The following is a 25,978-nucleotide window of genomic DNA, read 5'->3' as shown; positions in this document are numbered from 1 at the left end:
AATAATCCCGATGTGGAAAGAAATATGGTCGGAGAGTTTGTAAATGAAAGTTGCTTTGGCTTTGACTGTTTTAATGAGGCAACCCTCTTTAGTAGCGATGTAATTCCTATTTTTAGGTTTAACTGTAAGTTAAGTTGTTTGAATGGTTTACAGCTTGCAAATGGAACAATAGCTCCCTTAGTGAATGAATCTATATGTGGTTTTCTTTCTGGATTTAGTGATGAGATACAGTTTGTTAAAGTTAGGGTAGAAGCTATTGATGGAGTCTCTGATGACTTTTATATAGTAAATGTTTTGAAGGTTGTAGATGTCCTTGATAAACAAAAATCTAAGTGTTTTTTTGTAACTGGAACAAAAGATATTATGGGGTTTAGCTCCCTTGTATATAAAGATGATGATTTTTCAATCGCTCGAGATGTTAATTATTTATTACACCTTCTTGTAAGTGATGAACTTGCAGAATTGTTGATTGAGCATGGTTGCAAGGGATTCTATTTGCCACATGAGTGTGTGTGAAAACAGGATAGGCCATTTTCATTAAAGGTATGACCACTTGTTACTAAAAATTTCTTGTTTGCGCTGTAATGATTATTGGTGTAACTATGATTTTTAAAGTGTTGTAATTAATAATGGTGATGGAAATAAGGAGTGAAAACAGTGAGGCGAGATGTATTTAAAAACCGCAGTAACAGTGTACTTGCTGACCATGAAAGTATGGATGTTAATAAAGTTTTTGATTGTCTTTATACTGCTTATGAAAAAGGTGAGCTGACAGAGCACGGGAAGTTATGCTTTTTTTCATGGTATGTCTTTGAGCATGACTTAGAGCACGATGTTTTAAGGGATATGTTATACAGTGAAAATACGGAAATAGCGGCTGTGATTCTTGCGTATGATTGTTTTTATGGTGATAACTATGAAAAAGATAAATTGATAAGGTTTGTCTCACAGTTTAGCTCCTCATTGAGTCTGTATATGCTCTCTAAGATATACTCTGATTTGGGTGACGTTTCTACTTCCAAAGTATATCTATAAAAAAGTATGGAGAAGGAAAGGTTTCCTGGTAATATTTATAATTATGCTAAGTACTTTGGTGATTATGATGAGGTTTTGGATGCGATTTTGTTTTTAAATGAAAATGTTGTTGTGAATAATGGTGAAGATTACAAGGTCTTTGAAAATGATTTTGAATACTTCTACAAACACGGTATTACTATGACTGAAGTGTCGTCTAGGAATTTTGATAGTATGGTTGAATCATTAAATAAGCGTCTTGATAACTTGAAATGTTAGTGGGGCTACTGTAATTATTGTAGCTTGCCATCTTTTAGTGGTTTTTATTGGTTTTGTAAAGTGAAGTTAATAATGGTTAAGCTTTTTGTGTTTGTTTTTCTTCTTCCTTTATTTGCTCATGCGGGGTGTCCTAGTGAAGTAGATTATAAAGCGAAATACATATTAAGTGCTGATGTTGTTTCTTTGGTTAAGGTTGTTGGCAGAGAAGAGAAAGATGAGACCATTGAATATGAATTTAGTGTGATTGAAAATCTACGTGGTGATAATTGGGTGCGGTTTATTGAGTTTCCTATAGTTTCACGAGATATCACTTTTTATAAAGGGAAGGATTCGACCTTTACTGAACATAAAAATCCTGTTTTTTGGGTTTTAAGTACGGGCGTGCTTAGATATAGCAAAGGTTTTGGTGTAGTAAAGGAATTTGATTTGGGTAAGAATTACCTGATTGTATACAACCCGAAAAATGTAGCAAGTTATGCTTTTGAAGAAATTAGTAATAAAGATGATTTTTGGTATCAATTTGTAACGAATGTGGTTAAGGGGGAGGATTATTGTGATCTATCAATATCAGTTGATGATTTTTACTCTGTTTATATAGATGTCGAGCAATATGAATTCGCATCTCCTCAACCTCCTCGAAAATTATTGCTGCCCGGTGATAATGGTAAACATACTCCAGGTAGGGTTGATATCTATAGTGCTGACTACCGAGACTCCAAAAAATATGCAGGCTATTCAGTATACAGCCTATCAGCTCGAAACTCATTTAAGGTAGTTGTGCCCTATAATAAATCTGGTGTTCATGATTTTTCAGGTTTAGATATTTTTCCAAAAATAGAGTAGGAGTGCAGGACTGAAGAATAGGGCACGGTAATATATTGTTTTTAATTTTGGGTTTTTATGTTAACAGAAAAGACAAAGTTTAACATTATATTGATAGTTGGTATTGTTATATTTGCCAATGTTTTTTATTCATCCTGGACAGCGGATGATTTTTTAGTTGAACTCGATAGGTTTAACCCAGAAACGCCTTATAAATTAAGTACGAGTGAGCAATGGAGTGGCGAGTTAGAGGATGGCCAGCTTGGCGACTTTTACACCTGTATATTGAACTACAGAGATATTGCTTGGGTGAAGAGGAAACCTGGCGACAGTAAAACGGTATATGTGTCATTACCATCAGGATTTCGTTTGACCCTGCATACTTCTGGAGGTGAGGTCAATCAACTATTTTTGTTTAAGTTCAACTCTGATGGAAGTAAAGCAGAACAATCTGGTGGTGTTGCAGTTAATTGCCCTTTGTCATTACTAAATTAGAGTATTACAAACCAAGGAAGGGCGAAAGGAATAGTTTGAAGATGTAGGTGTTTATGAAGTTAACAGAAAAAACAAAGTTTAATATTGCGTTGGTATTGATTGTTTTTATATTTGTTAAAGTTTTTTATACATTTTGGACAGCGGATGATTTTTTAGTTGAGCTCGATCGGTTTAACGCAGAAACGCCGTATAAACTTAGCACAAGTGAAGAATGGAATGGAGAGTTAGAAGATGGAAAGCTTGGTGATTTTTACGCCTGTCTATTGAACTATAGGGGTCTTAGTTCGATAAGGAGGAAACCTGGTGACAGTATATTTTTTTATGTGTATTTACCATCAAATTTTCGTTTAAATTTGAATACATCAGGGGGTGAGGTTAGCTCATTCAAAATTCTTAAACTGAACCCTAATGGCAGTAAAGAAGAGCAATCAGGACATGTTGCTGTTAATTGCCCTTTATCATTACTAAATTAGAGTGTTACAAACCAAGGTAGGGCGAAAGGAATAGTTTGTAGATGTAGGTGTTTATGAAGTTAACAGAAAAAACAAAGTTAAACATTGCATTGATAGTTGGTGCTTTTATATTTGTTAAGGTTTTTTACTCATTCTGGACGGCGGATGATTTTTTAGTTGAACTCGATAGGTTTAATGAAGAAACGCCGTATAAATTAAGCACAAGTGAAGAATGGAGTGGCGAGTTAGAGGATGGAAAGCTGGGTGACTTTTACACGTGTCTATTGAACTATAGAGGGCCTAGCGCTAAAAGGAGGAATTCTGGAGAGAGTAGAATTTATTATATGTATTTACCGTCAGGCTTTCGTTTGACTCTTTATGCGTATGGGGGGGAGGTTAACCTATTTTTCTTATACAAATTTAACCCTGATGGGAGCAAAGAAGAATCGGGAGGTGTTACTGTTTATTGCCCCTTGTCATTGTTAAATTAGGTCGTTTGAAAACAGGGCTAGGCTTTTATTTGCTAAGTCAGAGCTAAGCGGGTATTGCTATTTGATGGAGCTGGTTATGAATGAAATTAAAGGGTTAGATAAAATTGAAGCGATAACAAATCAAGCATGGACACCAGGAGATTTGGCCATAGTAGAAGCAATGAATCTGACAACCAACCCATCAAATTTCAGGGCTGATTTAGCCATGCAAGCGCTTTGTCAACCAAGAGGGAAAGTTTGGCCAGATTATAACAGTAAAATGGTGCGCTGCTTGATTCTATTTAGTGGTGTGGGCAGCCTAAATTTATATCAATTTAGTGGTGATACACAAATCATGGGGTTTGATATTGATTATCGTGGTGATGATGGTCTTGAAAATATCAATTTTGAGATATTTGACTATGAAGACGATAGAATCAGTTTCACTTGTGATGAAATAGAAATCCTCTCAGCGGAGAGTGTCTGGAAAACCTAACAGAAGGAAAGTGGCGCAGATTGCGTTAATCACCAACCTATACTTCCACCTGCATCCTTGCCTGCTGTTACCCTCACGCGTTGGCTTAATCCTTACTGCATGCCTAAGTGAGTGGCCACCTTAGGCAACTTGATACTCACGCATCATTGTCTCGGGATCGGCTATGCTTATCCATAGAGTAGGGCGAGGTGAGCGCGGGTAGTCATGATGAACAAACTGGCTTGTTTGCTATTTTTTCTCAGCGCCCTTACTCATAGCGCCTCGCTAGAGCTGGTTACCCTCAATTACCCTCCTTATGCTTATCAAGTCGATAATCAGGTGCAAGGCATTGCTGTTGATCTTGTGCAAGAGGTATTCGATGCCTTAGAACAGCCCATTCAAATCTCGGTGCTGCCTTGGGCTAGATCGTTAAAATACGTTGAAACGGGCAAAGCCGATGGCATTTTTACCGTGTTTAAAACGCCAGAAAGAGAAACTTTTTTGGATTACAGCCGCGAGGTTTTGCTGCCTCAGGTGATCGCCCTTTATGCTAAATCAGATACCCCAGTTGCCTATCAGGGTCAATTGGCCGAGTTAGCCCCGCACATGATAGCGGCGGTCCATAAGGTGAGTTACGGCAAAACCTTTGATCAAGCCGTGGCTTCTGGGCAATTACCCAATATTCGCCTGACCTATTCAGGTGATAAGGCGATGGCGTTGCTATTGTCGGGGCGAGTGAGGCTGTTGGTAAGTCATCGCTACGGCGCTTTGTACAGTGCTAGCCGAATGGCAGGGGTCGATGCTATTACCGAGCTTAGGCCAGAGCTAGAAAATGTGGCGAGCTTTATCGCCTTTTCCAAACAAAATAAGCTGAGTGTGCTACGCGATAAATTTGATGCCGAGCTCGTTAAAATGAAACAAGATGGCCGCTATCAGCGCATTATTGATGCTTATTTTGAGCGTCAATCACGGCCAAACGAGTGATTTTTTAATCCGTCTGGCTCGCCATTGCGTGAAATCGGGCAAAATTAGATTTTACATTTTGCTTACCTCTTTGTTAGTCTATGCACGGGCTGACAGGACGCCCACCTCGTGAAAGTTTTCCACCTGTTTTCATCTATCAATTTGCACGCTCTATGTTTGGCCCCTAACGAGAATGGCCTAATGATGATGGAGTTTGTATGCGCGATAAAAAATCCAATCTTGATTTAAGTTCAAAGGGTCAGCCTGCTGTTGACCGAAAAAAACACACTACCCCGGCTGTTGACGCCGTGTTACACCAAGGCCGTTTATTACACCGCGCCGCCAAACAGGGCAGTGTGGCCAGTGCCATGCCCGTGTTGCGCCGTTTGTACCAATCGGGTGTCTGCTATAACCAATCGCTGGTGGAGCTGTTTAAGGCTCGCCAACACATCCAACGCAAGCATGTGCTAAGAATGCTCGCCATTGAAGCGGGTTACCCTAGCTGGGAGCAGTATCGACCTGTGCTGGCTAATATGGCCACGCCATTGGCATCGGGTTTGTATGAGCAAGGCTATAGCGTGACTAGGCTTAGCCACTGGTTTAGTTCATTCGAACAGGCGCAAGGTTATGCCAAGGCACACGGTGGTAAGGTGGTGAAATACGGCCAACAAGCCGTGGTGATTGCAAATGAAACCTCAAAGGTGCCGTCATGACAGCTAACTTAGCATTTGATTTAAGCAACACCTTGGCGCTGCTTGGCTGGGGCTGCTTAGGCGCAAGCCTGCTGCCGATGGCGAGTCATTTCAACCACGGCCTGTTGTTTTTAGGCGGTCGGATTTTGCCTTTGGTGCTGTGTATTTTGTACCTGGTGTTACTGCTGCTGTATTGGGGCAGTGCGCCGCAGGGCAACTATAACAGTTTGGAAAATGTTGGCTTGTTATTTGACTCGCCGGGCAATTTGGCGGCTGGCTGGGTTCATTTTTTGGCGTTCGATTTGTTTATAGGGCGCTGGATGATTGATGACGTGACCCGCGCAAACCGAGCCAAATGGCCATTGTACTTGTGCTTGCCATTCACCTTTATGGTTGGCCCAGTTGGGCTACTGCTTTACTTTATGTTAACGGGGATGGGCTCACACCGATTTGGCCACCAAAGGTTAAGCGGTACTCCCTAAGCAACCTTGAGAACAGCGCTATCTTTAACCTAAATGGAGGTTAAGTCAGCTTGTTAGCACTTTAATCCACAGCGCGGCCTGAACATGGGCCGCGCTGTGTTAATTTGCAAACGGGGTTTAAAGGGGTTAACTGTCAAACACTTGAAGCTTAAAGTAACTGTTTAATCCGCCTCGGTAAAAGGTGGCTAATTGGCTCAAACATTGTTGCACCTCATCTTTGCCATTGCAGTGGTACTCTCCAACATTAGGGTCGAATAGTTGCACCTCACTGCCTTTGCCAAAAAGAGCATATGTTCTATGAATGCCGATGGCATGTGCGGCTTCTGCACTGGCGATGGTGAGTAATGAATATCGCCCCGATGCATCGAGCACGGAATCTGAGATAGCCGTTTTACCTATGGGGGTAAAGGCACCCTGATGTGGATTGGTTATGGTTTCGGCTTGGTTCAAGGTGAGCTTATCTTCTTTGAGCATAATTAAGCTGTAAACGTCGCTTTGCTGGGCCCTAAAATTGTATGCGTAATCGCCTTGGTGTTCTATCGCTTGTCGAGCATAGCCTTTGCCGAGTAAAGGTACATTTGGGGCGCTTTCTAAACTACCATTGAGATCTTTCCAATACTGCTTGTTATCATTTTTTTTGATGGAGATTAACCATTGCACCACCAGCCCTTGGCAAACACCTTCTGGATACTGAAAACCGGTGGCATCAATAAGCTGGCTTTGTGAGAAAGGGTATTCTATTTTCATTTTAACCTCGTTGCATTAGTACAGCTTGCCAATGATAGGGATGGCTTGCTGATTGATAGTTAAATGTAAATTGGGCCCTACGTAGCGCTGTTGCAGGGTGTTAGTACCATTGGTGACTTCACACTCCATAAATATCAAGCAAACGCTCCCATTTAACGGCTCATGTCCCAAGGTGTTATTGACGCTGCCTTGAAACTTAAATGAATTGGATGTGGTGTGCATTTGTAACATGGCTTCCACAATTTGATTTTGTGCGCCTTGATTTAGCCCCCACTGGTCCATGGTTTGTTTGACTTGCTCAGCACTGGCGGCAGCGGTACCAAAAAAGGGTAAAAAGCTGATCCCGCCACTAATTTCTTTACTGGCCAGGGCCTTGTATGCTGCTTTCTTTGAATTATCGAGTAATTGGTAGACCAAGCTGTCCATATAAAGGGTGTTTTCAGTCGTGACACACTGTAATTCCAGCTCAAACTCAATTTGGATTTCGCCATGGGCGGGAACGGTACAAGTCACCCCGTAACACTTTCCTTTACCATAACTGAGTAACTCAATGGTGCCGCTACTTGGGGTTAACATGGTATCGAGCCCTAAGACGTTGTGGATAAGAGGGTAAGCGTTAGGGGTTGTATGCCCCTAACGTATTTAGCAGAGACGGTTTTAGTAAAGCTTGCCAACGGCTGGTAAGGTTTCACCTTCATTGGTTGTTAAATGTGCGTCTGGACCAATGTAACGTTGCTGTGATGATTGCTCTTCTTTTTTGATTTCACAATCCATGACGATGGCAAACATATTGCCTGTTACGTCGTAATCGTAATCTTTGTTATACACGGTCCCTTTGTACTTAAAGGTGTTCATTTCATTCGCAAGGGCGAGCATCTTGGTGACAATTTCTTCTTGGTTTTTTTCACTCAGACCCCATTTATCCATGGTGTGTTTTGTATCTTCATAGGATGCTTTTGCTGAGCCGAAGAAAGGTAAAAAGCTGATACCGCCACTGATGCTTTTTTTGGATAGCTCATCATATTCGTGCTGTTTTGATGCATCTAGCATACCTCTGATGAGCTTGTTCATAGACTCAATACCTTCAGGAGTAATACATTGCATTTTAATTTCAAATTCAACTTCAATTTGTCCATGTGCAGGCACGGTGTAGGTGACGCCTGAACATTGGCCTTGACCATAAGCATTAACGGCAACACCATTTGTTGCCTCGCCTTTCGCGGCCGTCCGCGGTTTAGATCTTGCTACCGGTTTTGCGCTTTGCAGCTCAGAAAGGTTAACCGTTTCAAGTTGGCTGATAGAGTTGATTTGTGCTGGCTGATTCATCGTATATTCCTTAGTCTGAAGTGATGGAAACATTCCATTTGCCACTAGTGACATTTAAATCATCTAGTTTCGATGTAAATATTAGTCAACATATCATCAAGGGCAAGGCAGCTCATCGGTTTCATTCACCGACTATCGCTACTTAGGGAATATTAAGGGCGGTGTTAACTCGCTAGAAGATGTCATCCATTAACCTAGATAAGTCGTGCTAGCCATTGAAACACCTATTTATTTTTCTTGAATTTTGCCTTCGTCATGGCGCCGTTGTGACGATAAATCGCGCAACATAAAAAAACAGCGTTAACGTGATGTGTATCACAAAATTCATGGCTATCCCGTTTGGGCAACCTTTTCGCCTTCAGGTGGGATTTAAGTCATTTCTTCGAGCGGTATCATTTTTTCCTCAAAGCAAACCCTGCAAACCTCAGTATAATAGGGGCATTTTTAGCGCCGCTGATTTAGGGCGATGACGTATTCCTCGGCAGGGCGACAAGGCCTTGTGGTATAAGTTGGGAAGGTAATCAAATGGCAGTATATCCGCATCATTATTTTGAGTTGATGGCCAAAAGAGGCCAGCAGGTTGATAAGACAAAAAAGTTAAATGAGATGATCGAAAAGTGGAATCAAGCTTATCAATCTTACTCGACTCAAGGCTCAATGTTGTCTAGTACTATGGGCATTCAAATGCTACTTGGTTACAGCCAATTATTGGACGCGCCGCAGGCCATGCGCCAGCGTGCCTTAATTAATCTAGGGCAAATGTATTACAACCCGATTTGCATGGCTGTTCATGTTGGCCAACCGGTGACCCTCACGTTAGAGCATAAAACCTATACCGGCGAAGCGCAAAGTGATGATAACACTTCGTTTAGCACTTGGCTGAGGGCTTATGCCATCGCCATGATACTGCACGACAGCGAGCGGCTTGCGGTTTTACACCGCTTAGACGAAGGTGTTTTTGCTAAGCAAAGTGGAGTTGTGGGGCCACATGATTTTGACTGTGCCATGATGCGCTTACTAAAGGGCATCTTTACGCAGGGAGCCGATCTGGCACAGCTTCTTGGCGATACCATTACCTATTCAGCGCCGGAGTATTTTGACGATGAATATTGCGCTAATTACGCCTATCAACTCTATTTACCCGTTGCCGAGTTATTAGGGGTTGTACTTAGCACAGAGCGCGAAACAGCTTATCAAGGTGCACTGATTAAGGCGTTAGACGCCCATAAGGCGTGGTTCACCCGCAGCGAAATGGACCATTTTGATCCCGAGGGGTGGATATCCTTGCCGATTACCGCCATCGCGTCTTATTGCTATCACAGATTTGGCATCTTACCCGAGGTGGAAAGTGACTATATTCCACTGTGGATGTTTAAGGGGGAATGTGCCCCCAGATCTGAGCTGCCACCCCTTGCCAGTTTTGCTGCGCAGTTAACAGGTGAAGCGCCGCTGGCGAGCGCTTATACCCTGGCCGATTTCTTTATTCGCATCGACGGGTTGGCGGCCAATTCGCCCGAGGAAGCCAAGGCGCTTGATACCCTGAAAAAGTGGGCGATTCGCGAGGCCTTATTGCCCCCTTTATGCCCAATATTGGCGCGGGAATATGATCTGGAAGAAGGCGATAAAGTGATTGCCGGTGAAGTCTTTATGGATCGCATGGGAGGAGACGATAAGCCGTTTTTTATCGGCATTTATCCATTTGATCCTGTGATGCTGCCCGACATTGAAAGCTGGCCAACCAAGGTTTCGGCCATCCTTGAGCAGCTATTGGCGGATTTACCCGATACGGTGAGGATCAGCATAGACGTTAAGCCCGTTGTTGACTCAATTCAACCCGAGCAGGCCTGTGTTGAAAGCGGCAACGCTGAGTCTAATCAGGCCGAATCATCCTCTGCGAATAAGGCCAGTGAGAGCCGCAATATGCTTGATATTATCAATCAGGTCCCGTTGCAAAATTATCGCCCACGCCATTTTGTGATGACTAACAGCTTCACCTTTTGCTGTGATGAGGACGAGATACAGATCAAGTACAACGTACTGGGCTATCACGAAGTGTGGCTAAACGGCGTGCGTCAGGCTAAAGGATTTTCACTAAAAAGCAGTGTGGGTGATCGCTTTGTGGCTAATGGCAACGAATACCATGTCACCATCGCCATGATTAATTCAAAATCATTTAACGCTGGGATATCCATTCATAAAAACCGACAAATCCGCATGCTGTATTCCACCTCGCTACGCGCGCGAACCATGTCGACCAAACAATCACTGCAAGCGAGATGGGTTTATCTTCCGGTGTTGGCAGCCTTGTTTGCGACCTTAATCTTGTTACCTGTGCCTAAAGTACTGGGGCTAGGGATATGCGTGCTTGCCTTGATGTTGGCCCATTATTTTGACAAGCGTAACCTATTGGATTTTGAGCCCGCCGCCTTGGAAGAACACTCAGATCTGGTGGCTTGAGTCGGTTGCTTAATGGATATCTCCTTGCAGCGCAGCTACCGTGAAACAAGGTTGAAATGATGAATGACATTTTAATAGAGAAGTTTAAAAAAAGTTTGGCCATCTTGTCTGATGATAAACGAATTGAAGAGCTGCTAAATGAATTACAAGAAAGCAATCAAGATCTGGAAGAATTTATCGATTCGTATCCAAGCGTTAAAAACAAAGAGCAATTATCAGGCTATCTGTTAAGGCTTAGGACTTATACCGAAGCAATAGGTGGTATTTTCGATGATTTAGATGAAGTTTTGATCGACATGATACCAGATGATGATGAGTGAAAAATGAGTGGTGGGTTATAGGGTGGTAGTGATTTGCTTCAATCATTTAGTGGAGTGTTGAATGGTATATATTTGGAGGAACCCGAATGTTTCAGCATCTTTAGTTGGTGAACTAATGGGTGACTTAGAGTTTGGCGCGTTCCAGAAGGCAAAAGAAGTAAGCAGTGATCTAGTGCCAGTTTTTAAGTTTAACTGTAAGTTGAATAAGCTAAACGGCTTATGTGAACTGGCAAACAATAAGCGAGTGCCTTTAGTTAATAAGGCGATTCGAGATTTACTATCTGGTCATTGCAGTCATATACAGTTTTTAGAATCAATCGTTCAATGCAAGGATGGAATTGCAAAAGATTATTTTGTTGTGAATGTATTGTCGTTTGTCGATGCGTTAGATAAACGTGATTCCGTGTTTGACTTTGTTCCAGGCACTGAAGCAATAATGAGGTTTGAAAAAATTAAATATAACGATGGCGATTTCATGATTGCACGGGAAGTAAATTATCGTGTTCATTTATTAGTTAATGGCATCTTAGCTCGAATGCTAAAAGAGCATGGTTGTAAAGGCCTGTTTTTGCCAGAGGAATGTATTTAAGCTAAGGAGAGCTAGCTTAATAGGAAACCGAAGTATTTGTCAGGTACTACTTGGTTAGCTTTTTCCATCATATGATTCGTTAAAGCTTTGCTAACCACATTTCACCTTGATATTGGCAGAGTGTATGGGCTGGTGGTTTAGCGCAACTTGCCTATTTTTCACAATTTTCTGTGCGTGATTAACAACATGGTCGCGGCGCTTTTAGTAAGCTGGGTAAAACTTCTTAGCACGGCCACTCTATGACATCCATTCTTAGCAATACCCAGTTTGCCCTTTATGCCAGTGGTGACATTAACAGCCCAGAGCAAGACATTCAGCAGCAGGCTTTTGGTAAAGCGGTGAGCGCGGTGATGGATGAGTTGTTCTCCAGCACCAGCTTAACTCCCAGCATTCAAGACCACCTAACCGCGCTGCAAAATCGCGCCGAAACCAATGATCAGGACAGCATTGAGCTGTTACACAATCTTGCCCTGAAAAATGATGCGGTGGGCAAAGCGGCCGAGCAGTGTTTGTATCAGGTTTATAGTGGGGTCGGGCGCAATAATGGCGCTGATATCACCATAGAGCAAACCGCGCGGGCCATGCTTGAGCTAACAACGAGCTTGGATGAAAATTGGCAAGCGGACACCAGTAAATTGACCCGAGCGTCTGTGCTTACCCTGTTGGCCTCGGGCGATCGCGGTCAGCCCTTGCAACCTATGCCACAGCAAATGATCAATGAATTGTCTGCTAACCCAGATGAAGCGAATCACGCATGTCAGCAGCTCAATTTGGCTTTGCGCACTTGCTATAGCGAAGATCAAATTACCGACGATTTGATCAGCTTAAGCACCCGTGAAGCTAAAGAGCCCGGCCAACCCATTAGCTCGCACTTATTGCTGAATGGGTTAAATGGCGCATCTGTGGGGAATGACAAACAGAGCGTGGTGGAATTGGTGAACTTAAATGACCTTGCTGAGCTTAAAGAGCGCACGGATACCCTGGCCCATGGCGATGAATTAGTGGTGCCCGTGATGGTGAAGCAAGGCCATTATGCCTTGGTGATGCTCAAAAAATCGGAGCAAGATGAGACGATTTCGGTTTCTGTGTTTGATAGTCAATACGCCAGTGATAGTGAGGTTAAAGCTAATTACGATAGCCTGCTTGATCAATTAGCCTTAGATGAAACCAAACCGAGAAACTACCTGATGGCACCGATCCAAGATGCCAATGATTGCAGTGTGCACTGCGCTTTGTTTCTTGCCCATTACAATCAGCAAGACGAGCCGATTGAGACGGCTTATGCCAACTATAAACTGATGATAGAGCTGGATCAGGAAAATGATTTAGCGCAGCTAAGCCGCTTAGATGATGCGCCGGGAGCAAGTGTGAGCACCAGCAGTAATGATTATCGTAACCGGTTTATGGCGCTGTGCTGCGATGGCTTAATGCAGGAATATTTTGCCAGCGAGGTGTCAGATAATGCTATCGAACTGTCGCAGCCAGATAACACTTCGCTGCCTAACAAGATAGTGATGTGGGTGTGATATTGATTAGCCTGCTTGTCTTAACAAATAACAGAGTGAGGTGAGCTCACTCTGTGGCATGAGGGCGACAAGGATCAAGCTTGCACTAGGGCTTGCATGGTTTCCCGTACGACTTGCTGGGCGGGTTTAGGGTTAAAGTTAAGCTGCTGTTTTGATTTGCTCAAATCAAACAGAAACTCAATATCTAGGGTGCGTTTTATATTGCTGCGCAATAAGGTTGGTCGCGTTTGGGTTTGTTTTGCCTTGGCTTCGGCTTGGTCGGCGAGAGCGTAAATTTCCTCGGCCGTTAATACTTTGGGTGCGCTAAAGTCAGGGTTCACTTCGCTGGCAATCTTTAAAATTTCAGCGGTTGAAATTATCTCACTATTGGCAAGCACGTAGCGCTCGCCATTTTGGCCTAGGCTGGCGGCCGCTATCATGCCTTGTACCACATCATCCACGTCTATCGGACTCAGATAAAGAGAGTATAAAAACGGCATCTGGTTATTCACTATGGCCGAAAATGCATTAAGGGACTCGGTCTGTGGTTTATATTCGCCGCCTAAAATGGTCGATGGCAATACCGTCACCATGTCTAGCTCAAGCTGCTTGGCAACCCGCCATGCCTCTTGTTCGGCTTGGGTTTTGGCGCGGCAATAGGGGTTGAGTTGATCCGATTCGTTGTAGCTATCGAGTAAGATTTCGCCTTGCTGATTGCGATGATTTTGCTCTAGCGCCACGATAGAGCTGACGTAAACCACACGTTTAACGCCCGCGGCTTTTGCGGCTTGCAGCACTAATCGCGTCCCTAAAATATTAGGTTGCACAATTTCTGCTTCTTCATCTTGTGCCCAATGTTTAAATACCGCTGCGACGTGATACAAGATATCAACGCCAGCGAGCGCCTTGGCCAGTGAATCTGGGTCGAGCATATCGCAGTGGACGATGTCGCATGCCACATCGTCCAGCGTGCCTGCATTGTTTAAATTACGCATGCCGGCTCGCACTGTGTGCCCTTGTTTGGCTAGCGTGCGAACGAGATTGTTACCAAGGTGGCCATTAGCCCCTGTTACTAAAGAGATTGTCATCTTGTGCTCCATTTATAGTTAAAACAAATTCAGCGTTAGTGTTGGTTACCTATTGGTTACCTATTGGTTACCTATTGGTTACCTATTGGTTACCTACTGGTTACCAACTGATCTCGGTTGAGCCTGTCGCCTTTAGATTGACGGCTTGTATTGTTGCTGGTTGGGACGAATCGGCTTGGCTAATGTCTAGCCCATGTTGAGTGGGCAGCCACCATTGGTTAGCAAGCACGGGTTGATCCAGTAATACCTGTTCGCCAAATTGCGGTGCCAGTAGCGGAATGTGCAGTTGCTGAGTCAGCTGGCTAATTCGCTCCAAAGGCTCAAACCAAGGGTGCAGCGATAACTCAAAGGTGGCGTTATGAATTGGCATCATTAATTTGCCCTTGAGATCCAGGTGAGCTTGCACACTTTGCTCCGGCGTCATGTGCACAACGGGCCAGAGTTCATGATAAGCACCGGCTTCCATTAAGGTGAGATCAAAAGGTCCATAGCGTTCACCTATGGTTTTAAAGCCAGAGAAGTAACCGCTGTCGCCACTGAAAAAGATGCGTTTAGCTTGTCCCTTGATCACCCAGCTGGCCCATAAGGTTTGGTCGCGATCCCATAAGCTTCGACCGGAAAAATGCTGCGCGGGAGTGGCGACCAGTTCAATGCCATTTAAATGAATCGATTGCCACCAATCTAGTTGCACGACCTTATGTGGCGCTATACCCCATTTGATGAGGCGGTCTCCCACCTTTAGGGGCGTGATAAAGTATTTTGTTTGATCGGCAAGGCTCAACACGGTGGATTTATCAAGGTGATCGTAATGATCATGGCTGATGATGATCATATCCAGCTGCGGAATGTCTTCGATGGCGATGGGGCTTTGATGAAAACGCTTAGGGCCAAACCAAGATATCGGGGAGGCACGCTCACTCAGCACGGGATCCGTTAAGATCCATTTTTGTTCTAATTGCATCAGCACGCTGGAATGGCCAAGTCGGTAAACTTGATCGGCTTGGTTAGCCATGAGTTTATTGCGATCTAAGGGGTGTACCGGAATCGGTGAATCTGGGGTGGTATCTATTTTGGGTGCAAAAACAAAGGCGCTGATCACGTCTAAGGTATTAGCAAAATCAGGCTGATAGAGGGTTTCACTATTGGTATAGGTTTTCTTCTCGCTGAGTAGATTTGTTAACAGGGCCATGATGCCTATTGCTCCAATGAGGGTTAGAAATAGTTTCAAAATCTGTCCTCCTTAAAATGTAAACTACACCGTGTAGTTTACCTTGTATTTTGAAAAGTAAACTATTGAGTGTAGAATTGCAAGCCTAGCAAGTGATAAAAAAATGAGATGGGTATGGAGCAGAAGAAAAGCAGCCTCACCGAGCAAAAGCGTGAAGCCATAGTGAGTGCGGCAATTGAAGCCTTTCGTGAATACGGGGTGCAAGCGACCAGTATGGATAAGCTGGCTAAGTTAGCGAATGTATCAAAACGCACTATCTATAATCATTTTGCCAATAAAGAGGCCTTGGTGCTGCATCTGGTGACCGAGTTATGGCAGCGGGCTATTTCGGCCAACCAGTTGGAATACCAAGCCGAAAAGCCGCTGGATCAGCAATTGGCCCAATTGCTTAGTGCCGAGGTTGAGTTTTACGCCTCACCCCATTATCAAGATCTCGCCCGAGTGGCATTTGATCATCTGTTCGATAATCCCGCTTTATTTGAGCAAGAGTTGAAAAAGTTGGAAGGGCAAGAAACGGCGGTTTATCGCTGGCTGGTTGCAGCAACCAAAGCTGGAAAACTTGCGGATATTGATGCGGCATTTGCCAAAGAACAATTGCATAGCTTGATCAAAGGCAGTGCCTTATGGCCACAATTGATTCGTTTAAGGCCACCGCTGAGCGAAGCGCAAAAGCAGCATTTAGTCACTGAAACCACTAAATTATTTTTAGCCCGTTATCGAGTAACAAGCTGATAGGATAAATTCAAAATAGAAATAGGGGTCTTTAGGTATTGAATTAGATCTGCCTTGGCCCCATTATCTCACTGTTCTGTCGCTCTTATCGTTGAGGCATAAGTGGTTATTATTCGCATATTTTTACTGTTTTTCTGTTTGCTCGGCACAAGCCAAGCCATGGCGGCAGTGACGGTATCTGAACATAATGCCTTGCCGCCTTTGACCGTATCCATCACCACTGCCAGTATGCCGACAGAGCTGTGCACTGCTCATCCCACTGAGCAGAGCGACCCGGCTTCATCTCAGTGGCATACCAATAAAGACTTCAATCATGACGTTCACGTTAATGGCGTGAGTTTGCGCGTTGCCCATGGGGCGATCAATGAAGACGAATCTTGGCCAAGTTATGCGCTGGTTTACGAGTTTGCGATTTTGCCTTACCCCTTGCTGGCGTTAGGTTATGTCGAGCCCTTTACGGCGCAGCTTAACTGGTCACTCTATGCCACATTTTCTAAGTCGCGTTTGGCGGCTTGGAAGGACAGCAATCTGCAATACATACCTCAGCAATACGCCCCTTTCTTTGCCTAATGATTGGCTAAGCGCGCTTGCGTTAACCTTAGGTTGACCTTTTGCGTCTACGGCCAATGTTCAATTTGGCTGCCACGGCATTTCGCCTTAAACAGCCTGAATTTGCACTGATTTATCAGCTGCACCATCGCCAGCACTTGCCGTAAAGCTTGGTCTTGTGACTGTGCTGGCGCAGAGTATTAGGTATTTGAAATGAAACAAAGAGCCACTAAACGCACCCTAAACCAGTATTCGTACTGGCAGTATACGGTGCTGATTGTCACCTTATTCATCATGTTATTGAGCGCGCTGCCTTCTTGGTTCGGCGAGTCTCCCGCGATGCAAATCAACCATAATAAGGTGGAGCAAACGCATCCTTACCTTGTGTTAGATCCCCTTGCCATGCAGCGCCAGCTTGTTGAGCAAGGTGTGCACGTAAAGCAAATCAAGCAAGATAACGAAAATACTTGGGTGGTATTAGAAGATGCGAGCCAACTGCCGCTAGCAAGACAAGTGTTGACCGAGTCGGCCGCTTTACCCGATCAAGACTTACCGATTACCCTAGCCTCGGTCGCCAATGCGCCGCAGTGGTTAAGCGCTTTGGGCTTTAAGCCCATCGCCTTAGGGCTAGATTTGCGTGGTGGAGTCCAGTTTTTGCTGGATGTGGATATGGCCCCGGTTTATCAAGGGCAAACCGACCAAGTGCGAAAAGAAATCAATACTTGGCTGCGCGAGCACAAGATCCGCGGCGCTCAGTTTTCGGCGATGTCGGCCGATGGCTTTAGCATTTATTTGGCTGATTCAGGCCAGCGCAGTGAGCTAACTCAACACCTTAAGCGCCAATACCCTAACTGGCAGGTATCTTTGACTGGAGAAAGACTAAAGGTCGAGCGTCAGGCGGCTGAGCATCTTGCGCTGCGTAATTTAACCGTGCAACAGAACCTACAAATTATGCGCAGTCGGATTGAGGAGCTTGGCATTACCGAGGCCTCGGTGCAGCGCCAAGGTGAGCACCGTATTCGTATTGAACTGCCTGGGGTACAAGATCCTGCGCAGGCCAAAAATGTGATTGGCGCAACGGCGAGTTTGGCCTTTTATCAGGTATTGGCCGATCAAGCGCTAGCGGGGAAAACCTTGCTTGATGAGCAAGGCCGTCCGGTACGGGTCGCCCAAGCGCCGGTGTTAACAGGCGAGCATATTGTCGACGCCCGCGCCAGTTTAGGTGAAATGGGCATGCCCGAGGTGAACATTACCTTAGACCAACAAGGCGGGCGCATGATGGCGGAATTTTCGCGCCAGAATATCGGCAAGCCCATGGCCACCGCTTACAGCGAATACTCACGTAACGCAAAAGGTGAGGTGACTCAAAGCCATAAAATTATCAGCGTGGCGACCATACAGTCTGGGTTGGGGGCCAAGTTTCGCATCACGGGCACGGGCTCAATGCAAGATGCGCAAAGTCTGGCGTTGTTATTGCGCGCCGGCTCGTTAACCGCCCCCGTCACCATAGTGGAAGAGCGCACTATCGGCCCAACCTTAGGGGCTGAGAATATCAGCAATGGTTTTGCAGCATTGACGTTAGGTTTGGGCATGACCTTGGTATTTATGGCCTTGTGGTATCGCCGTTTAGGCTGGATTGCCAATGTGGCTTTGTTGGCCAACATGGTGATGTTGTTTGGCTTGCTCGCGTTGATCCCCGGCGCCGTGTTAACCCTGCCCGGTATTGCCGGTTTGGTGTTAACCGTGGGCATGGCGGTGGATACCAATGTGCTAATCTTTGAACGCATTCGCGACAAATTAAAGCAAGGTAATAGCATGGCTCGCGCCATTGATAGTGGCTTTAGCAGTGCGACCAGCACCATATTTGATGCCAACTTCACCACCATGATCACCGCCATCGTGCTTTACAGTATAGGCAATGGGCCGATTCAAGGATTCGCCTTAACCTTAGGCTTAGGCCTGCTCACTAGTATGTTTACCGGCATTTTTGCATCGCGCGCCATGATCAATTGGTTTTGGGGCAATGACGCTCGTCGCAGCGTAAGGATTTAATCATGACTCAAGTATTGGATCGTTTATTTACTCGTTTATTGAATAAGCACAATGCCAGCCAATGGCGTTATGGCAGCAGTGTTATTTCGATTTTATTGGTGTGTATTTCACTGTTTTTTATTGCCACCAAAGGGTTTAACTGGGGCTTAGATTTCACTGGCGGGGTGGTCAGTGAAATTCAACTGAGCCAGCCAATTAGCAGCAGTGAAATTAGCCCGTTACTTGAAGCCGGATTGGGGCAAAAGGTGAGTGTGGTCGCCAGCGATGAGCCGGGACGTTGGGTGATTCGTTATGCTGTGCCAGAAGACATGAATGCCTCAGCCGCCTCCATCGAGACCCTGCTGGCGCCGTTATCGGGTGAGGTGCAAGTGCTAAATACGAGCATTGTGGGGCCACAAGTTGGGCAAGAGCTGGCCGAGCAAGGCGGGCTGGCGTTGCTGGTGAGCATGATGTGTATCATGGTGTATTTAAGCATTCGCTTTGAATGGCGCTTAGCGCTGGGCTCGCTGGTGGCCTTGGTGCATGATGTGGTATTTGTGCTGGGCTTTTTTGCTCTTAGCCAAATGGAGTTTAATCTCACCGTGCTGGCGGCGGTGCTGGCGATTTTGGGTTATTCACTCAATGACTCCATCATCATTGCCGATAGGATCCGCGAGTTACTTCGCCTGCAGCCCGATAGCGCGCTAGCCGATGTTAATAATCAAGCCATCAAGGCCACCTTTACCCGCACTATGATCACTTCTGGCACCACCTTAATGACGGTGTCTGCGCTGTGGCTATTGGGCGGTGCGCCGTTGGCTGGGTTTGCCATCGCCATGTTTATCGGCATCCTTGCGGGCACTTGGTCATCGATTTCGGTGGGCACCAGCTTGCCTGAGGTGTTAGGGCTAAGGGCAGAGCATTATCAAGAGGTGGCTTTGCCTGATTCGCCTTAGGTTGATGATGGTCTTTCGCTGAACATTATTGAGTGAAAGCGTCGACAGGCTAAGCTCATCCTAGGTTAGATGAGGCTGGGCTTAGCCCCTTCAAAATACATTATATTTTGTTGCTATTGCTTTAGCGGCAATATTGCGATCTTGGAACTAGTCTATAGAGAGGGTCTTGTCGCTCTAAGTGCTGTTAGGCCATTTCTATTAAATACAATTTCGCAAAGCGGATAAGGTTCGGAGGTTGGTATGCACCTCGACCCCGGAATATTGGTGCTGGTTTTTGTTGTACTAGCCTTAGCTATTGGCGCTCTGGTTCGATTTTCCCTTAAGGGGACTCAAATTCCTTATACGGTTGCCTTGTTGATCCTTGGGCTAATTTTTGGACTGCTAAATCGTGGGCGGTGGCTACAAGAGCAAGCCCCTGTCGTGTCTGAGACCTTAGACCTAGTCGCTAAAATAGACCCGCATCTCTTTTTATTTTTGTTTTTACCTACCTTGATTTTTGAAAGTGCTTTTGCCATGGAAGTGCACTTGTTTCGGCGTATGTTCACCCAGATAGCTATTCTTGCCGTGCCGGGATTAATGGTGGCGACCTTGCTCACCGCCACCTTAGTAGATCAAATGTTTCCCGCTGAATGGGGGTGGAGCTGGGCCATGTGTTTGATGTTTGGCGCCTTGATTAGCGCAACGGATCCCGTGGCCGTGGTTGCCTTGTTGAAGGAAGTCAGTTCCCGCAAAAGGTTGGAAACCTTAATCGAAGGTGAATCTTTGGTTAATGATGGTACTGCCATCGTTTTTTTCTCGCTGTTTTATGGCTGGGTACTGGTCAGTTACAGCGGCGGTGAGGTGGTATCAGCGAGCCTGTTTAGTGTGGTCTTAGCATTCTTTAAAGTGGTTTTACTTGGTTTGGTGATTGGACTCGTTTTGGGTGGCCTTTGTATTTTGTGGATAGGTCGGGTATTTAATGATCCCATGATAGAAATCAGTTTGACCATTGCTGCCGCGTATTCGGTTTTTCTAATTTCAGAGTCTTTCCATGTTTCGGGTGTGGTGGCGGTAGTGACGTTGGCACTGATGTTTGCTAGCTATGGTCGAACCCGAATTAGCCCCTAGGTCGCCGGTTTTTTGCATCATTTTTGGGAAATGATGGCTCACATGGCTAACACCTTAATCTTTCTGTTGGTGGGGATATTGGTCGCGATCCGGGTGCCGTTAGATGATGTGCAGGCATGGCAGGCCTTGATGGTCTTGTATGTTGGGATCATCTTGATCCGCGCCTTTTCTATTACCTTGTTTATGCCAGTCCTTAAACGCATTGGTATCGGTATTAATTTTGAGAAGGCGGCGGTTCTTTGTTGGGGAGGCCTTCGCGGGGCCGTGTCTTTAGCATTGGCGCTGACGGTGGCGGCCAGTGATGTGATCCCTAAGGAGACTGGCGATTTGGTGCTGTTCTTATGCGCTGGAATAGTCGTAATGACTATTTTAATAAACGGCGGCACCATGGGGTTATTGCTTAAGTGGTTACGGCTAAATTCGTTACCAGCAGCGAAACAAGCCACAGTAGACAAGGCTCAGGGTAAGGTTAGTCTAGCCTTGAACGACATGTTACCTGCGATGATGAACAGTGATTTTTTACGCGGAGCTGATTGGGAAGAAGTGAAACAAAAGGCCAACCTTAAGGCGGTGGATGAGCTAGATATCGATGTGAGGGTTACTGAGGAAGATTTGGATACCGCTTTTCAGCGTCGTTTATTGGAAACGGAGCGTAAACACTACTGGACCCAGTTTGAACAAGGTACCTTAGGAAAATCCGCGACCGCTAAGCTAGTTGAAGCCGTTGAGCAAGCCTTGGATGGCGATCCTAGCATCGGGCCTAGAAATCGTTTGTTTAATAGTTGGAGTTTACCTGCATGGGCCGAAGGGTTTAGGCATATTCCTTTATGTAATCGACTATTACTGAGGTTATATTTTTCCCGCCTTGCTTTAGGTTATGATGTGGCTCGAGGCTTTATCCAAGCTCAAGAGGCGTTGGAAAGTCATATCGACAGTTTGGCTCCAAATGGAGAGGCGGCAGAGCGAGTTCATGCTCAAGTTAAACAAAATAAGGCCACGACCTTTGAACGAATAGAGTCGCTGCGAGAAAGCTTTCCCGAAATTATTCAGGCGCTGCAATCTCAAACCGCGGCACGGTTACTGCTTAATCGTGAACGTGCGGTTATCGGTGAGCTACTTAAGCAAGCTGTGCTGGATAAGCCAGAGGCGGCGCGAATGCTAGACGATGTGGAAGCCAGAATGATGGCGCTGCAAAAGTTGTCTATTTTCAATAAAACACAAGAGCATAAGCTGGTCAAAGACATTCCTTGGGCAAAAGCGCTCTCTGCTCAAACGAGGGAGAAGCTAGGCGTTTTAGTCGAGCATGCGGTGTATAACGCTGGTGAGACCATTTGTGATGAAGGGAAACCTTGGTGTCGGGTGGGAATTGTGAGTCGTGGCAGTGTTAGTGAGTCGGCTACTTTAGTTTCAGCTCAGGGGACACATAAGCTCAGCACGACCAAGGGGCCGGGGGAGTCATTTGCACAATTGTCGCTGTTGACGCATAAAAGCATGTCCCGCTGCGTCGCAGATACACCAACGGACGTTATGTGGTTGCCGGGAGATAAGCTAAAGGTGTTGATGAGTCAGGATCCAGCCCTAGCGGATGCCATAGGTAAATTATTTGCTGCCGGTTGAGTTTTATTGAGCGGCGGCCTTGCCATGATGTTTATCAAAGCAGTATTGATGCGGTAGCGCTGTGCTTTACCATTCCCGTTTAAAAGCCATCTTGGCCTAGGCGCTTTTGTATATTCAATAGCTGCTGCACGACTTGCTCTGGTGTAATTTCACTTTGATAGAAGTATCGATGCAGCAGTTGGATGATCTCGTTTTGCTGCTGCTCGGGTAGCGCCATGGAGTCAATGAGACTGGGCACCAAGTTGTTGTTGGCCTTAGCTTTATCAAAGGCTTGTTTGGCTTTGAGGCTACAACTGTCAAACCCCGTTAGGTCGACATCTTGGCGGGCCGGCAGTGACCCTTTTAGCTGATTGAACTGGCTTTGCAGGGTTTTATCCATCAGTAAGTTAGCCATGGTTTGGCTGACTTGCTGTGGATGCGCGCTGTTTTGGCTAAACAGCACAAAGCTGTCCATGTTGTAGATAAAGCCATCTTGTGTACCGGGGGCAGGAGCGCAAAGATAATCCACATCAGCTTGATAGCCTAGGGCACTGAGTTCACCTTTTACCCAATCGCCTAACAATTGCATGGCGGCCTTGCCTTGAGCGAGGTCGGATGTGACCTGAGGCCACTCTTGTATATTTTGCTTTGGCCCGACAAGCTGGGCGAGCTGGCGAAACATTTTCAAGCTGGCTAAGGTTTTGGTGCTGGTGATGGCATCGGGGTTGAGTTCCACTAATAACTGTCGGTAATGCTCTGCGCCGTGCAAACCTAGGCTCATCATTTCAAAAATCATGGCCACTTGCCAAGGCTCATGACCTATGGCGAGGGGCGTTATCCCTGCTTGCTTAATGATGGCTGCTGTGTGCATAAACTCAGGCCAAGTGTGTGGCACGGCTAAATTAAGCTGAGTAAATACCTGTTTGTTAAGCCACATCCAATTAATGCGATGCAAGGTGAGGGGAATAGCGACAAAATGCCCACGATAGCGATTTACCTTTAAGGCGATATCGGGCAGGCTTTGTTGCCATTGCTGTTGCTGTGCGATGGATTCAAGGTCGGTTAAAAAACCTAACCGCGCCCAGGCTTCGATGGCTGGGCCTTCAATTTGCGCCATGGTGGGCGGGTTGCCAGCAATAGCGCGAGCTTGCAGTACGGTCATGGCACTTTCACCGCCGCCCCCTCGCACGGCAAAGTCTTTCCACACCATGCCGTTATTGTTGACTGCTTGTTTTAATGCGGCGGCGGCCCGTTGTTCACCTTTACTTGTCCACCAATGTAATACTTCTACTTCGGGTTGGGTGTGTTGTTGACTTAATGGTGTGCTAGCTTGGGCATTAACCACCGCCATGATGAAACCGAGACAAAACAAGGGTAATGGATTGAACGTCATAACTTAGTGCTCCGGTAAACTGAGGCTAACGACCAACCCTTGCTCGGGGTGATTGCTTAAGGTGATGTCACCACCGTGGCTGCGGGCGATGCTGCGAGCGATAGTTAAGCCCAATCCGGTGCCTTCTTGTTTTTGTTTACTGAGCCGAAAATATGGCTCGAAGACTTGTTGCTGCTGAGATAAGGGGATCCCTTCGCCGTAGTCACGCAATTGGATGTGTAATTCCTGTTGTTGTTCGCTAATGCTGATTTCGACCCGCTTACCGTATTTGATGCCATTTTCTACTAGGTTGCTCAGCATACGTTTAAGGGCTAAGGGTTTGCCTAGGTATTGTTTTTGGGCTTGTCCGGTTAACACCACTTGTTTGTCATAGCGTCCGTAGAGCTCAATGCATTGTTGTAGGATCAGGTTGATATCCACAGGCTCGATATCTTCGTGTAAATCCGTATCACGAATGCATTGCAGCGCTCCCTTGACCATAAAATCGAGCTCGTTGAGGGCGCCTGAAAACTTGTTACGGGTGGCTTCGTCGTCGAGCATTTCGGTGCGCAGGCGCAAGCAGGCAATCGGGGTTTTTAAGTCATGAGAAATCGCGCTAAAAAGCATGTCGCGATCGCGCAGGTAATTTTTGATCCGCAAGCTCATTTTATTAAAAGCGCGAGTGGCGGTGACGATTTCTTCACTGCCTTGTTCGGCCAATTGAGGGGTATCCAGCTGCTCTGTCATGGCTTGGGCTGCACTGGCGAGTTTTGCGATGGGGCGGGTTTCTCGACGTACCACCAGCCAAGTGAAAAATATTAAGAGTAAGCAGGATAAGCCCATAAAGTACCATTGTTTGCTGTCCATAAAGGGCGTGTCGAGTAACACAAACGGGGCTGGCAATATGGCGGCGAGATAAAGCCATTCGGTGGGGGAAATTTCAATTTGCATGACTAAGATTGGCGGATTTAAATCGCCCAGTGAGAGGCTATAGTTAGCCCATATCTGAGGCACCTCATCGAGTTTCACTTCGGTATTAAATACGCGCAACTTGTCACGGTCGGTAAACTCTAGGGTGATATTGGGCTTGTTACTTAGCTCTTGATTAAGCACGTTTCGCACTTCATCTAGTACCATTGTTTTGCGTCGGCTATCGGCCAAAGGTTCAATGGCTATCTCATGATTGTTGAGGGAAACAAAAAAACGCGAACCGCCCATTTTGCGTAATTGATTTAAGGTGAGGTGGCGATATTCCAGTGGCAGTGAGCTAAAAAATGCCACGGTACTGGCTGCGCTTAGGGCCAAGCTGTTGACGGTACTGATTAAGCCTTGATCTTGTTTGGCGGCGCTTTGGCGATACAAGATAAGGGCGGTGAGCAGCTGAGCACTGATGATCACCAGTAGTAAGGTGGTCAGTAAGCGCACCACTAAGGTGTTTAATAGCCTAGGTTGGTTAAACTTCATGCACCGCCTCGGCATTGAGCATGTAACCTTGGCCGCGAACGGTTTTGATCAAGCTACGATCATGATCGTGAAGGTGCTGGCGTAATCGACTGATTTGCACATCGATACCGCGCTCTAGGGGCATGGCTTCTCGGCCCTTGATGGTTGCGCTGATTTGATCGCGATCGAGCAGTTGATTGGCATGGCGTAAAAACAAATGCAATAAGCTGTAATCGGCACCGGAGAGTTGGTTGATGTTACCTTGCTCGTCGAGTAACTGGCGGGTGAGGGTATCGAGCCGCCAATGGGCAAAGCTAATATAGCGGGCTTGGTTTAACCCTGCATTGAATTGGGCGCGGCGTAATTGAGCTTTGATCCTGGCGAGTAATTCACGTGGGCTAAAAGATTTTGTCATATAGTCATCGGCACCAATTTCTAATCCCACGACGCGGTCGGCTTCCTCGGCTACCGCGGTCAGCATAATGATGGGCACACTTGAGCTACGCCTTAGCCAGCTACATAAGCTAAATCCGTCTTCTCCCGGTAGCATCACATCTAGGATAATGAGATCTGGGTTGTGATGAAGTAAACATTCACGCATTTCACTGCCATCGGCGGCGGTGAGAATATTGAAACCGGCATTGCCTAAATAGTCAGACAAGGCATCACGCAGTTCAGCGTTGTCATCGACGACCAATAAGGTTTTTGTTGTGCTGGTAGGCATCGTCCCTCTTTAGCCCTTGTTGCCTTAGAATCAGTTTACTGAAATTGTGCTGCCATGGCACGCT

General features: G+C 45.9%; 28 protein-coding genes and 1 pseudogene. 21 read left to right on the top strand and 8 right to left on the bottom strand.

Annotated features, from left to right (window positions below):
• The first annotated feature begins 12 nt into the window (after positions 1-12).
• The 11 genes from K6Y21_RS04470 (at position 13) to K6Y21_RS04420 (ending at position 6,144) form a co-directional block, all read left to right on the top strand.
• Positions 13-516 carry an imm11 family protein gene (locus tag K6Y21_RS04470; protein WP_233070570.1) on the top strand — a complete coding sequence of 168 codons (504 nt, stop codon included), beginning with the start codon at positions 13-15 and terminating at the stop codon, positions 514-516.
• A 132-nt stretch (positions 517-648) separates the two neighbouring features.
• On the top strand, positions 649-1,035 hold the full coding sequence (locus K6Y21_RS04465; protein WP_233070569.1) for a hypothetical protein: 387 nt from the start codon (positions 649-651) through the stop codon (positions 1,033-1,035).
• A 6-nt stretch (positions 1,036-1,041) separates the two neighbouring features.
• Positions 1,042-1,293 carry a hypothetical protein gene (locus K6Y21_RS04460; protein ID WP_233070568.1) on the top strand — a complete coding sequence of 84 codons (252 nt, stop codon included), beginning with the start codon at positions 1,042-1,044 and terminating at the stop codon, positions 1,291-1,293.
• A 72-nt stretch (positions 1,294-1,365) separates the two neighbouring features.
• Positions 1,366-2,136, top strand: coding sequence for a hypothetical protein (locus K6Y21_RS04455; RefSeq protein ID WP_233070567.1), 771 nt, complete (start codon positions 1,366-1,368; stop codon positions 2,134-2,136).
• A gap of 57 nt (positions 2,137-2,193) precedes the next feature.
• Positions 2,194-2,610 (top strand): hypothetical protein, encoded by a 417-nt coding sequence (locus K6Y21_RS04450; RefSeq protein WP_233070566.1) that lies wholly within the window; start codon positions 2,194-2,196, stop codon positions 2,608-2,610.
• A 53-nt stretch (positions 2,611-2,663) separates the two neighbouring features.
• Positions 2,664-3,083, top strand: coding sequence for a hypothetical protein (locus K6Y21_RS04445; RefSeq protein WP_233070565.1), 420 nt, complete (start codon positions 2,664-2,666; stop codon positions 3,081-3,083).
• A 53-nt stretch (positions 3,084-3,136) separates the two neighbouring features.
• A complete protein-coding gene (locus K6Y21_RS04440; RefSeq protein ID WP_233070564.1) occupies positions 3,137-3,553 on the top strand; it encodes a hypothetical protein in 417 nt (138 codons plus the stop codon).
• A gap of 76 nt (positions 3,554-3,629) precedes the next feature.
• A complete protein-coding gene (locus K6Y21_RS04435) occupies positions 3,630-4,028 on the top strand; it encodes a hypothetical protein (RefSeq protein ID WP_233070563.1) in 399 nt (132 codons plus the stop codon).
• Positions 4,029-4,232: 204 nt separating this feature from the next.
• Positions 4,233-4,991, top strand: coding sequence for a substrate-binding periplasmic protein (locus tag K6Y21_RS04430; RefSeq protein ID WP_233070562.1), 759 nt, complete (start codon positions 4,233-4,235; stop codon positions 4,989-4,991).
• A 197-nt stretch (positions 4,992-5,188) separates the two neighbouring features.
• Entirely contained in the window at positions 5,189-5,683 is a 495-nt protein-coding gene (locus K6Y21_RS04425; RefSeq protein ID WP_233070561.1) for a hypothetical protein, read from the top strand.
• The gene (locus K6Y21_RS04420) at positions 5,680-6,144 is read left to right on the top strand and encodes an ABA4-like family protein (RefSeq protein WP_233070559.1); all 465 of its coding nucleotides are present in this window, start codon (positions 5,680-5,682) and stop codon (positions 6,142-6,144) included. Before K6Y21_RS04425 ends, K6Y21_RS04420 begins: the two co-directional genes overlap by 4 nt.
• Positions 6,145-6,270: 126 nt before the next feature.
• Here the strand turns inward: K6Y21_RS04420 and K6Y21_RS04415 are convergent, their stop codons facing one another.
• The 3 genes from K6Y21_RS04415 to K6Y21_RS04405 all read right to left on the bottom strand — a co-directional run bounded on the left by K6Y21_RS04415 (position 6,271) and on the right by K6Y21_RS04405 (position 8,217).
• Positions 6,271-6,891 (bottom strand): YopT-type cysteine protease domain-containing protein, encoded by a 621-nt coding sequence (locus K6Y21_RS04415; RefSeq protein ID WP_233070557.1) that lies wholly within the window; start codon positions 6,889-6,891, stop codon positions 6,271-6,273.
• A 15-nt stretch (positions 6,892-6,906) separates the two neighbouring features.
• On the bottom strand, positions 6,907-7,467 hold the full coding sequence (locus K6Y21_RS04410) for a hypothetical protein (protein ID WP_233070556.1): 561 nt from the start codon (positions 7,465-7,467) through the stop codon (positions 6,907-6,909).
• A gap of 81 nt (positions 7,468-7,548) precedes the next feature.
• Positions 7,549-8,217 (bottom strand): hypothetical protein, encoded by a 669-nt coding sequence (locus tag K6Y21_RS04405; protein WP_233070554.1) that lies wholly within the window; start codon positions 8,215-8,217, stop codon positions 7,549-7,551.
• A gap of 525 nt (positions 8,218-8,742) precedes the next feature.
• On the opposite strand from K6Y21_RS04405, the gene K6Y21_RS04400 reads away from it, so the two are divergent.
• From K6Y21_RS04400 to K6Y21_RS04385, 4 genes are all read left to right on the top strand, one after another.
• A complete protein-coding gene (locus K6Y21_RS04400) occupies positions 8,743-10,674 on the top strand; it encodes an immunity 49 family protein (protein WP_233070553.1) in 1,932 nt (643 codons plus the stop codon).
• 56 nt (positions 10,675-10,730) lie between these two features.
• Positions 10,731-10,994 carry a hypothetical protein gene (locus K6Y21_RS04395; RefSeq protein WP_233070551.1) on the top strand — a complete coding sequence of 88 codons (264 nt, stop codon included), beginning with the start codon at positions 10,731-10,733 and terminating at the stop codon, positions 10,992-10,994.
• A gap of 61 nt (positions 10,995-11,055) precedes the next feature.
• Positions 11,056-11,583 (top strand): hypothetical protein, encoded by a 528-nt coding sequence (locus K6Y21_RS04390; RefSeq protein ID WP_233070550.1) that lies wholly within the window; start codon positions 11,056-11,058, stop codon positions 11,581-11,583.
• Between the two features lie 239 nt (positions 11,584-11,822).
• Positions 11,823-13,109, top strand: a complete 1,287-nt coding sequence (locus K6Y21_RS04385; protein ID WP_233070548.1) for a hypothetical protein — start codon at positions 11,823-11,825, stop codon at positions 13,107-13,109.
• A gap of 74 nt (positions 13,110-13,183) precedes the next feature.
• Here K6Y21_RS04385 and K6Y21_RS04380 read toward each other — a convergent pair whose 3' ends face one another.
• Positions 13,184-14,176, bottom strand: a complete 993-nt coding sequence (locus K6Y21_RS04380) for an NAD-dependent epimerase/dehydratase family protein (protein WP_233070547.1) — start codon at positions 14,174-14,176, stop codon at positions 13,184-13,186.
• A 100-nt stretch (positions 14,177-14,276) separates the two neighbouring features.
• The gene (locus K6Y21_RS04375; protein ID WP_233070546.1) at positions 14,277-15,404 is read right to left on the bottom strand and encodes an MBL fold metallo-hydrolase; all 1,128 of its coding nucleotides are present in this window, start codon (positions 15,402-15,404) and stop codon (positions 14,277-14,279) included.
• Positions 15,405-15,518: 114 nt separating this feature from the next.
• Here K6Y21_RS04375 and K6Y21_RS04370 point away from each other — a divergent pair, with 114 nt between their 5' ends.
• From K6Y21_RS04370 to K6Y21_RS21385, 6 genes and pseudogenes are all read left to right on the top strand, one after another.
• On the top strand, positions 15,519-16,136 hold the full coding sequence (locus tag K6Y21_RS04370) for a TetR/AcrR family transcriptional regulator (RefSeq protein WP_233070542.1): 618 nt from the start codon (positions 15,519-15,521) through the stop codon (positions 16,134-16,136).
• Positions 16,137-16,238: 102 nt separating this feature from the next.
• Positions 16,239-16,706 carry a hypothetical protein gene (locus K6Y21_RS04365; protein ID WP_233070540.1) on the top strand — a complete coding sequence of 156 codons (468 nt, stop codon included), beginning with the start codon at positions 16,239-16,241 and terminating at the stop codon, positions 16,704-16,706.
• 192 nt (positions 16,707-16,898) lie between these two features.
• Positions 16,899-18,737, top strand: coding sequence for a protein translocase subunit SecD (gene secD / locus K6Y21_RS04360; RefSeq protein ID WP_233070539.1), 1,839 nt, complete (start codon positions 16,899-16,901; stop codon positions 18,735-18,737).
• 38 nt (positions 18,738-18,775) lie between these two features.
• Complete coding sequence (gene secF / locus K6Y21_RS04355) at positions 18,776-19,672, top strand: protein translocase subunit SecF (protein WP_233070646.1); 897 nt, start codon at positions 18,776-18,778, stop codon at positions 19,670-19,672.
• Positions 19,673-19,912: 240 nt separating this feature from the next.
• Positions 19,913-21,175 (top strand): annotated as a pseudogene (locus tag K6Y21_RS04350) (cation:proton antiporter); the annotation flags it as partial.
• Positions 21,167-22,396, top strand: a complete 1,230-nt coding sequence (locus K6Y21_RS21385; RefSeq protein WP_349629460.1) for a Crp/Fnr family transcriptional regulator — start codon at positions 21,167-21,169, stop codon at positions 22,394-22,396. The pseudogene K6Y21_RS04350 and the gene K6Y21_RS21385, both read left to right, overlap by 9 nt.
• A gap of 79 nt (positions 22,397-22,475) precedes the next feature.
• On the opposite strand, the gene K6Y21_RS04340 is transcribed toward K6Y21_RS21385, so the two are convergent.
• The 3 genes from K6Y21_RS04340 to K6Y21_RS04330 are packed head-to-tail and all read right to left on the bottom strand — an operon-like array spanning position 22,476 to position 25,914.
• Positions 22,476-23,768, bottom strand: coding sequence for an ABC transporter substrate-binding protein (locus tag K6Y21_RS04340; RefSeq protein ID WP_233070537.1), 1,293 nt, complete (start codon positions 23,766-23,768; stop codon positions 22,476-22,478).
• 3 nt (positions 23,769-23,771) lie between these two features.
• Positions 23,772-25,211 carry an ATP-binding protein gene (locus tag K6Y21_RS04335; RefSeq protein ID WP_233070536.1) on the bottom strand — a complete coding sequence of 480 codons (1,440 nt, stop codon included), beginning with the start codon at positions 25,209-25,211 and terminating at the stop codon, positions 23,772-23,774.
• Positions 25,201-25,914: a response regulator gene (locus tag K6Y21_RS04330; protein ID WP_233070535.1), complete on the bottom strand. Its 714-nt coding sequence runs from the start codon at positions 25,912-25,914 to the stop codon at positions 25,201-25,203. Before K6Y21_RS04330 ends, K6Y21_RS04335 begins: the two co-directional genes overlap by 11 nt.
• Between the last annotated feature and the right edge of the window lie 64 nt (positions 25,915-25,978).

Origin of the sequence: Motilimonas eburnea, assembly GCF_021295345.1 — a bacterium.
GTDB lineage: Bacteria > Pseudomonadota > Gammaproteobacteria > Enterobacterales > CBDFNC01 > Motilimonas > Motilimonas eburnea.
The sequence above is the reverse complement of the archived record's forward strand: the minus strand, read 5'-3'. Positions and strand labels throughout refer to the sequence as shown.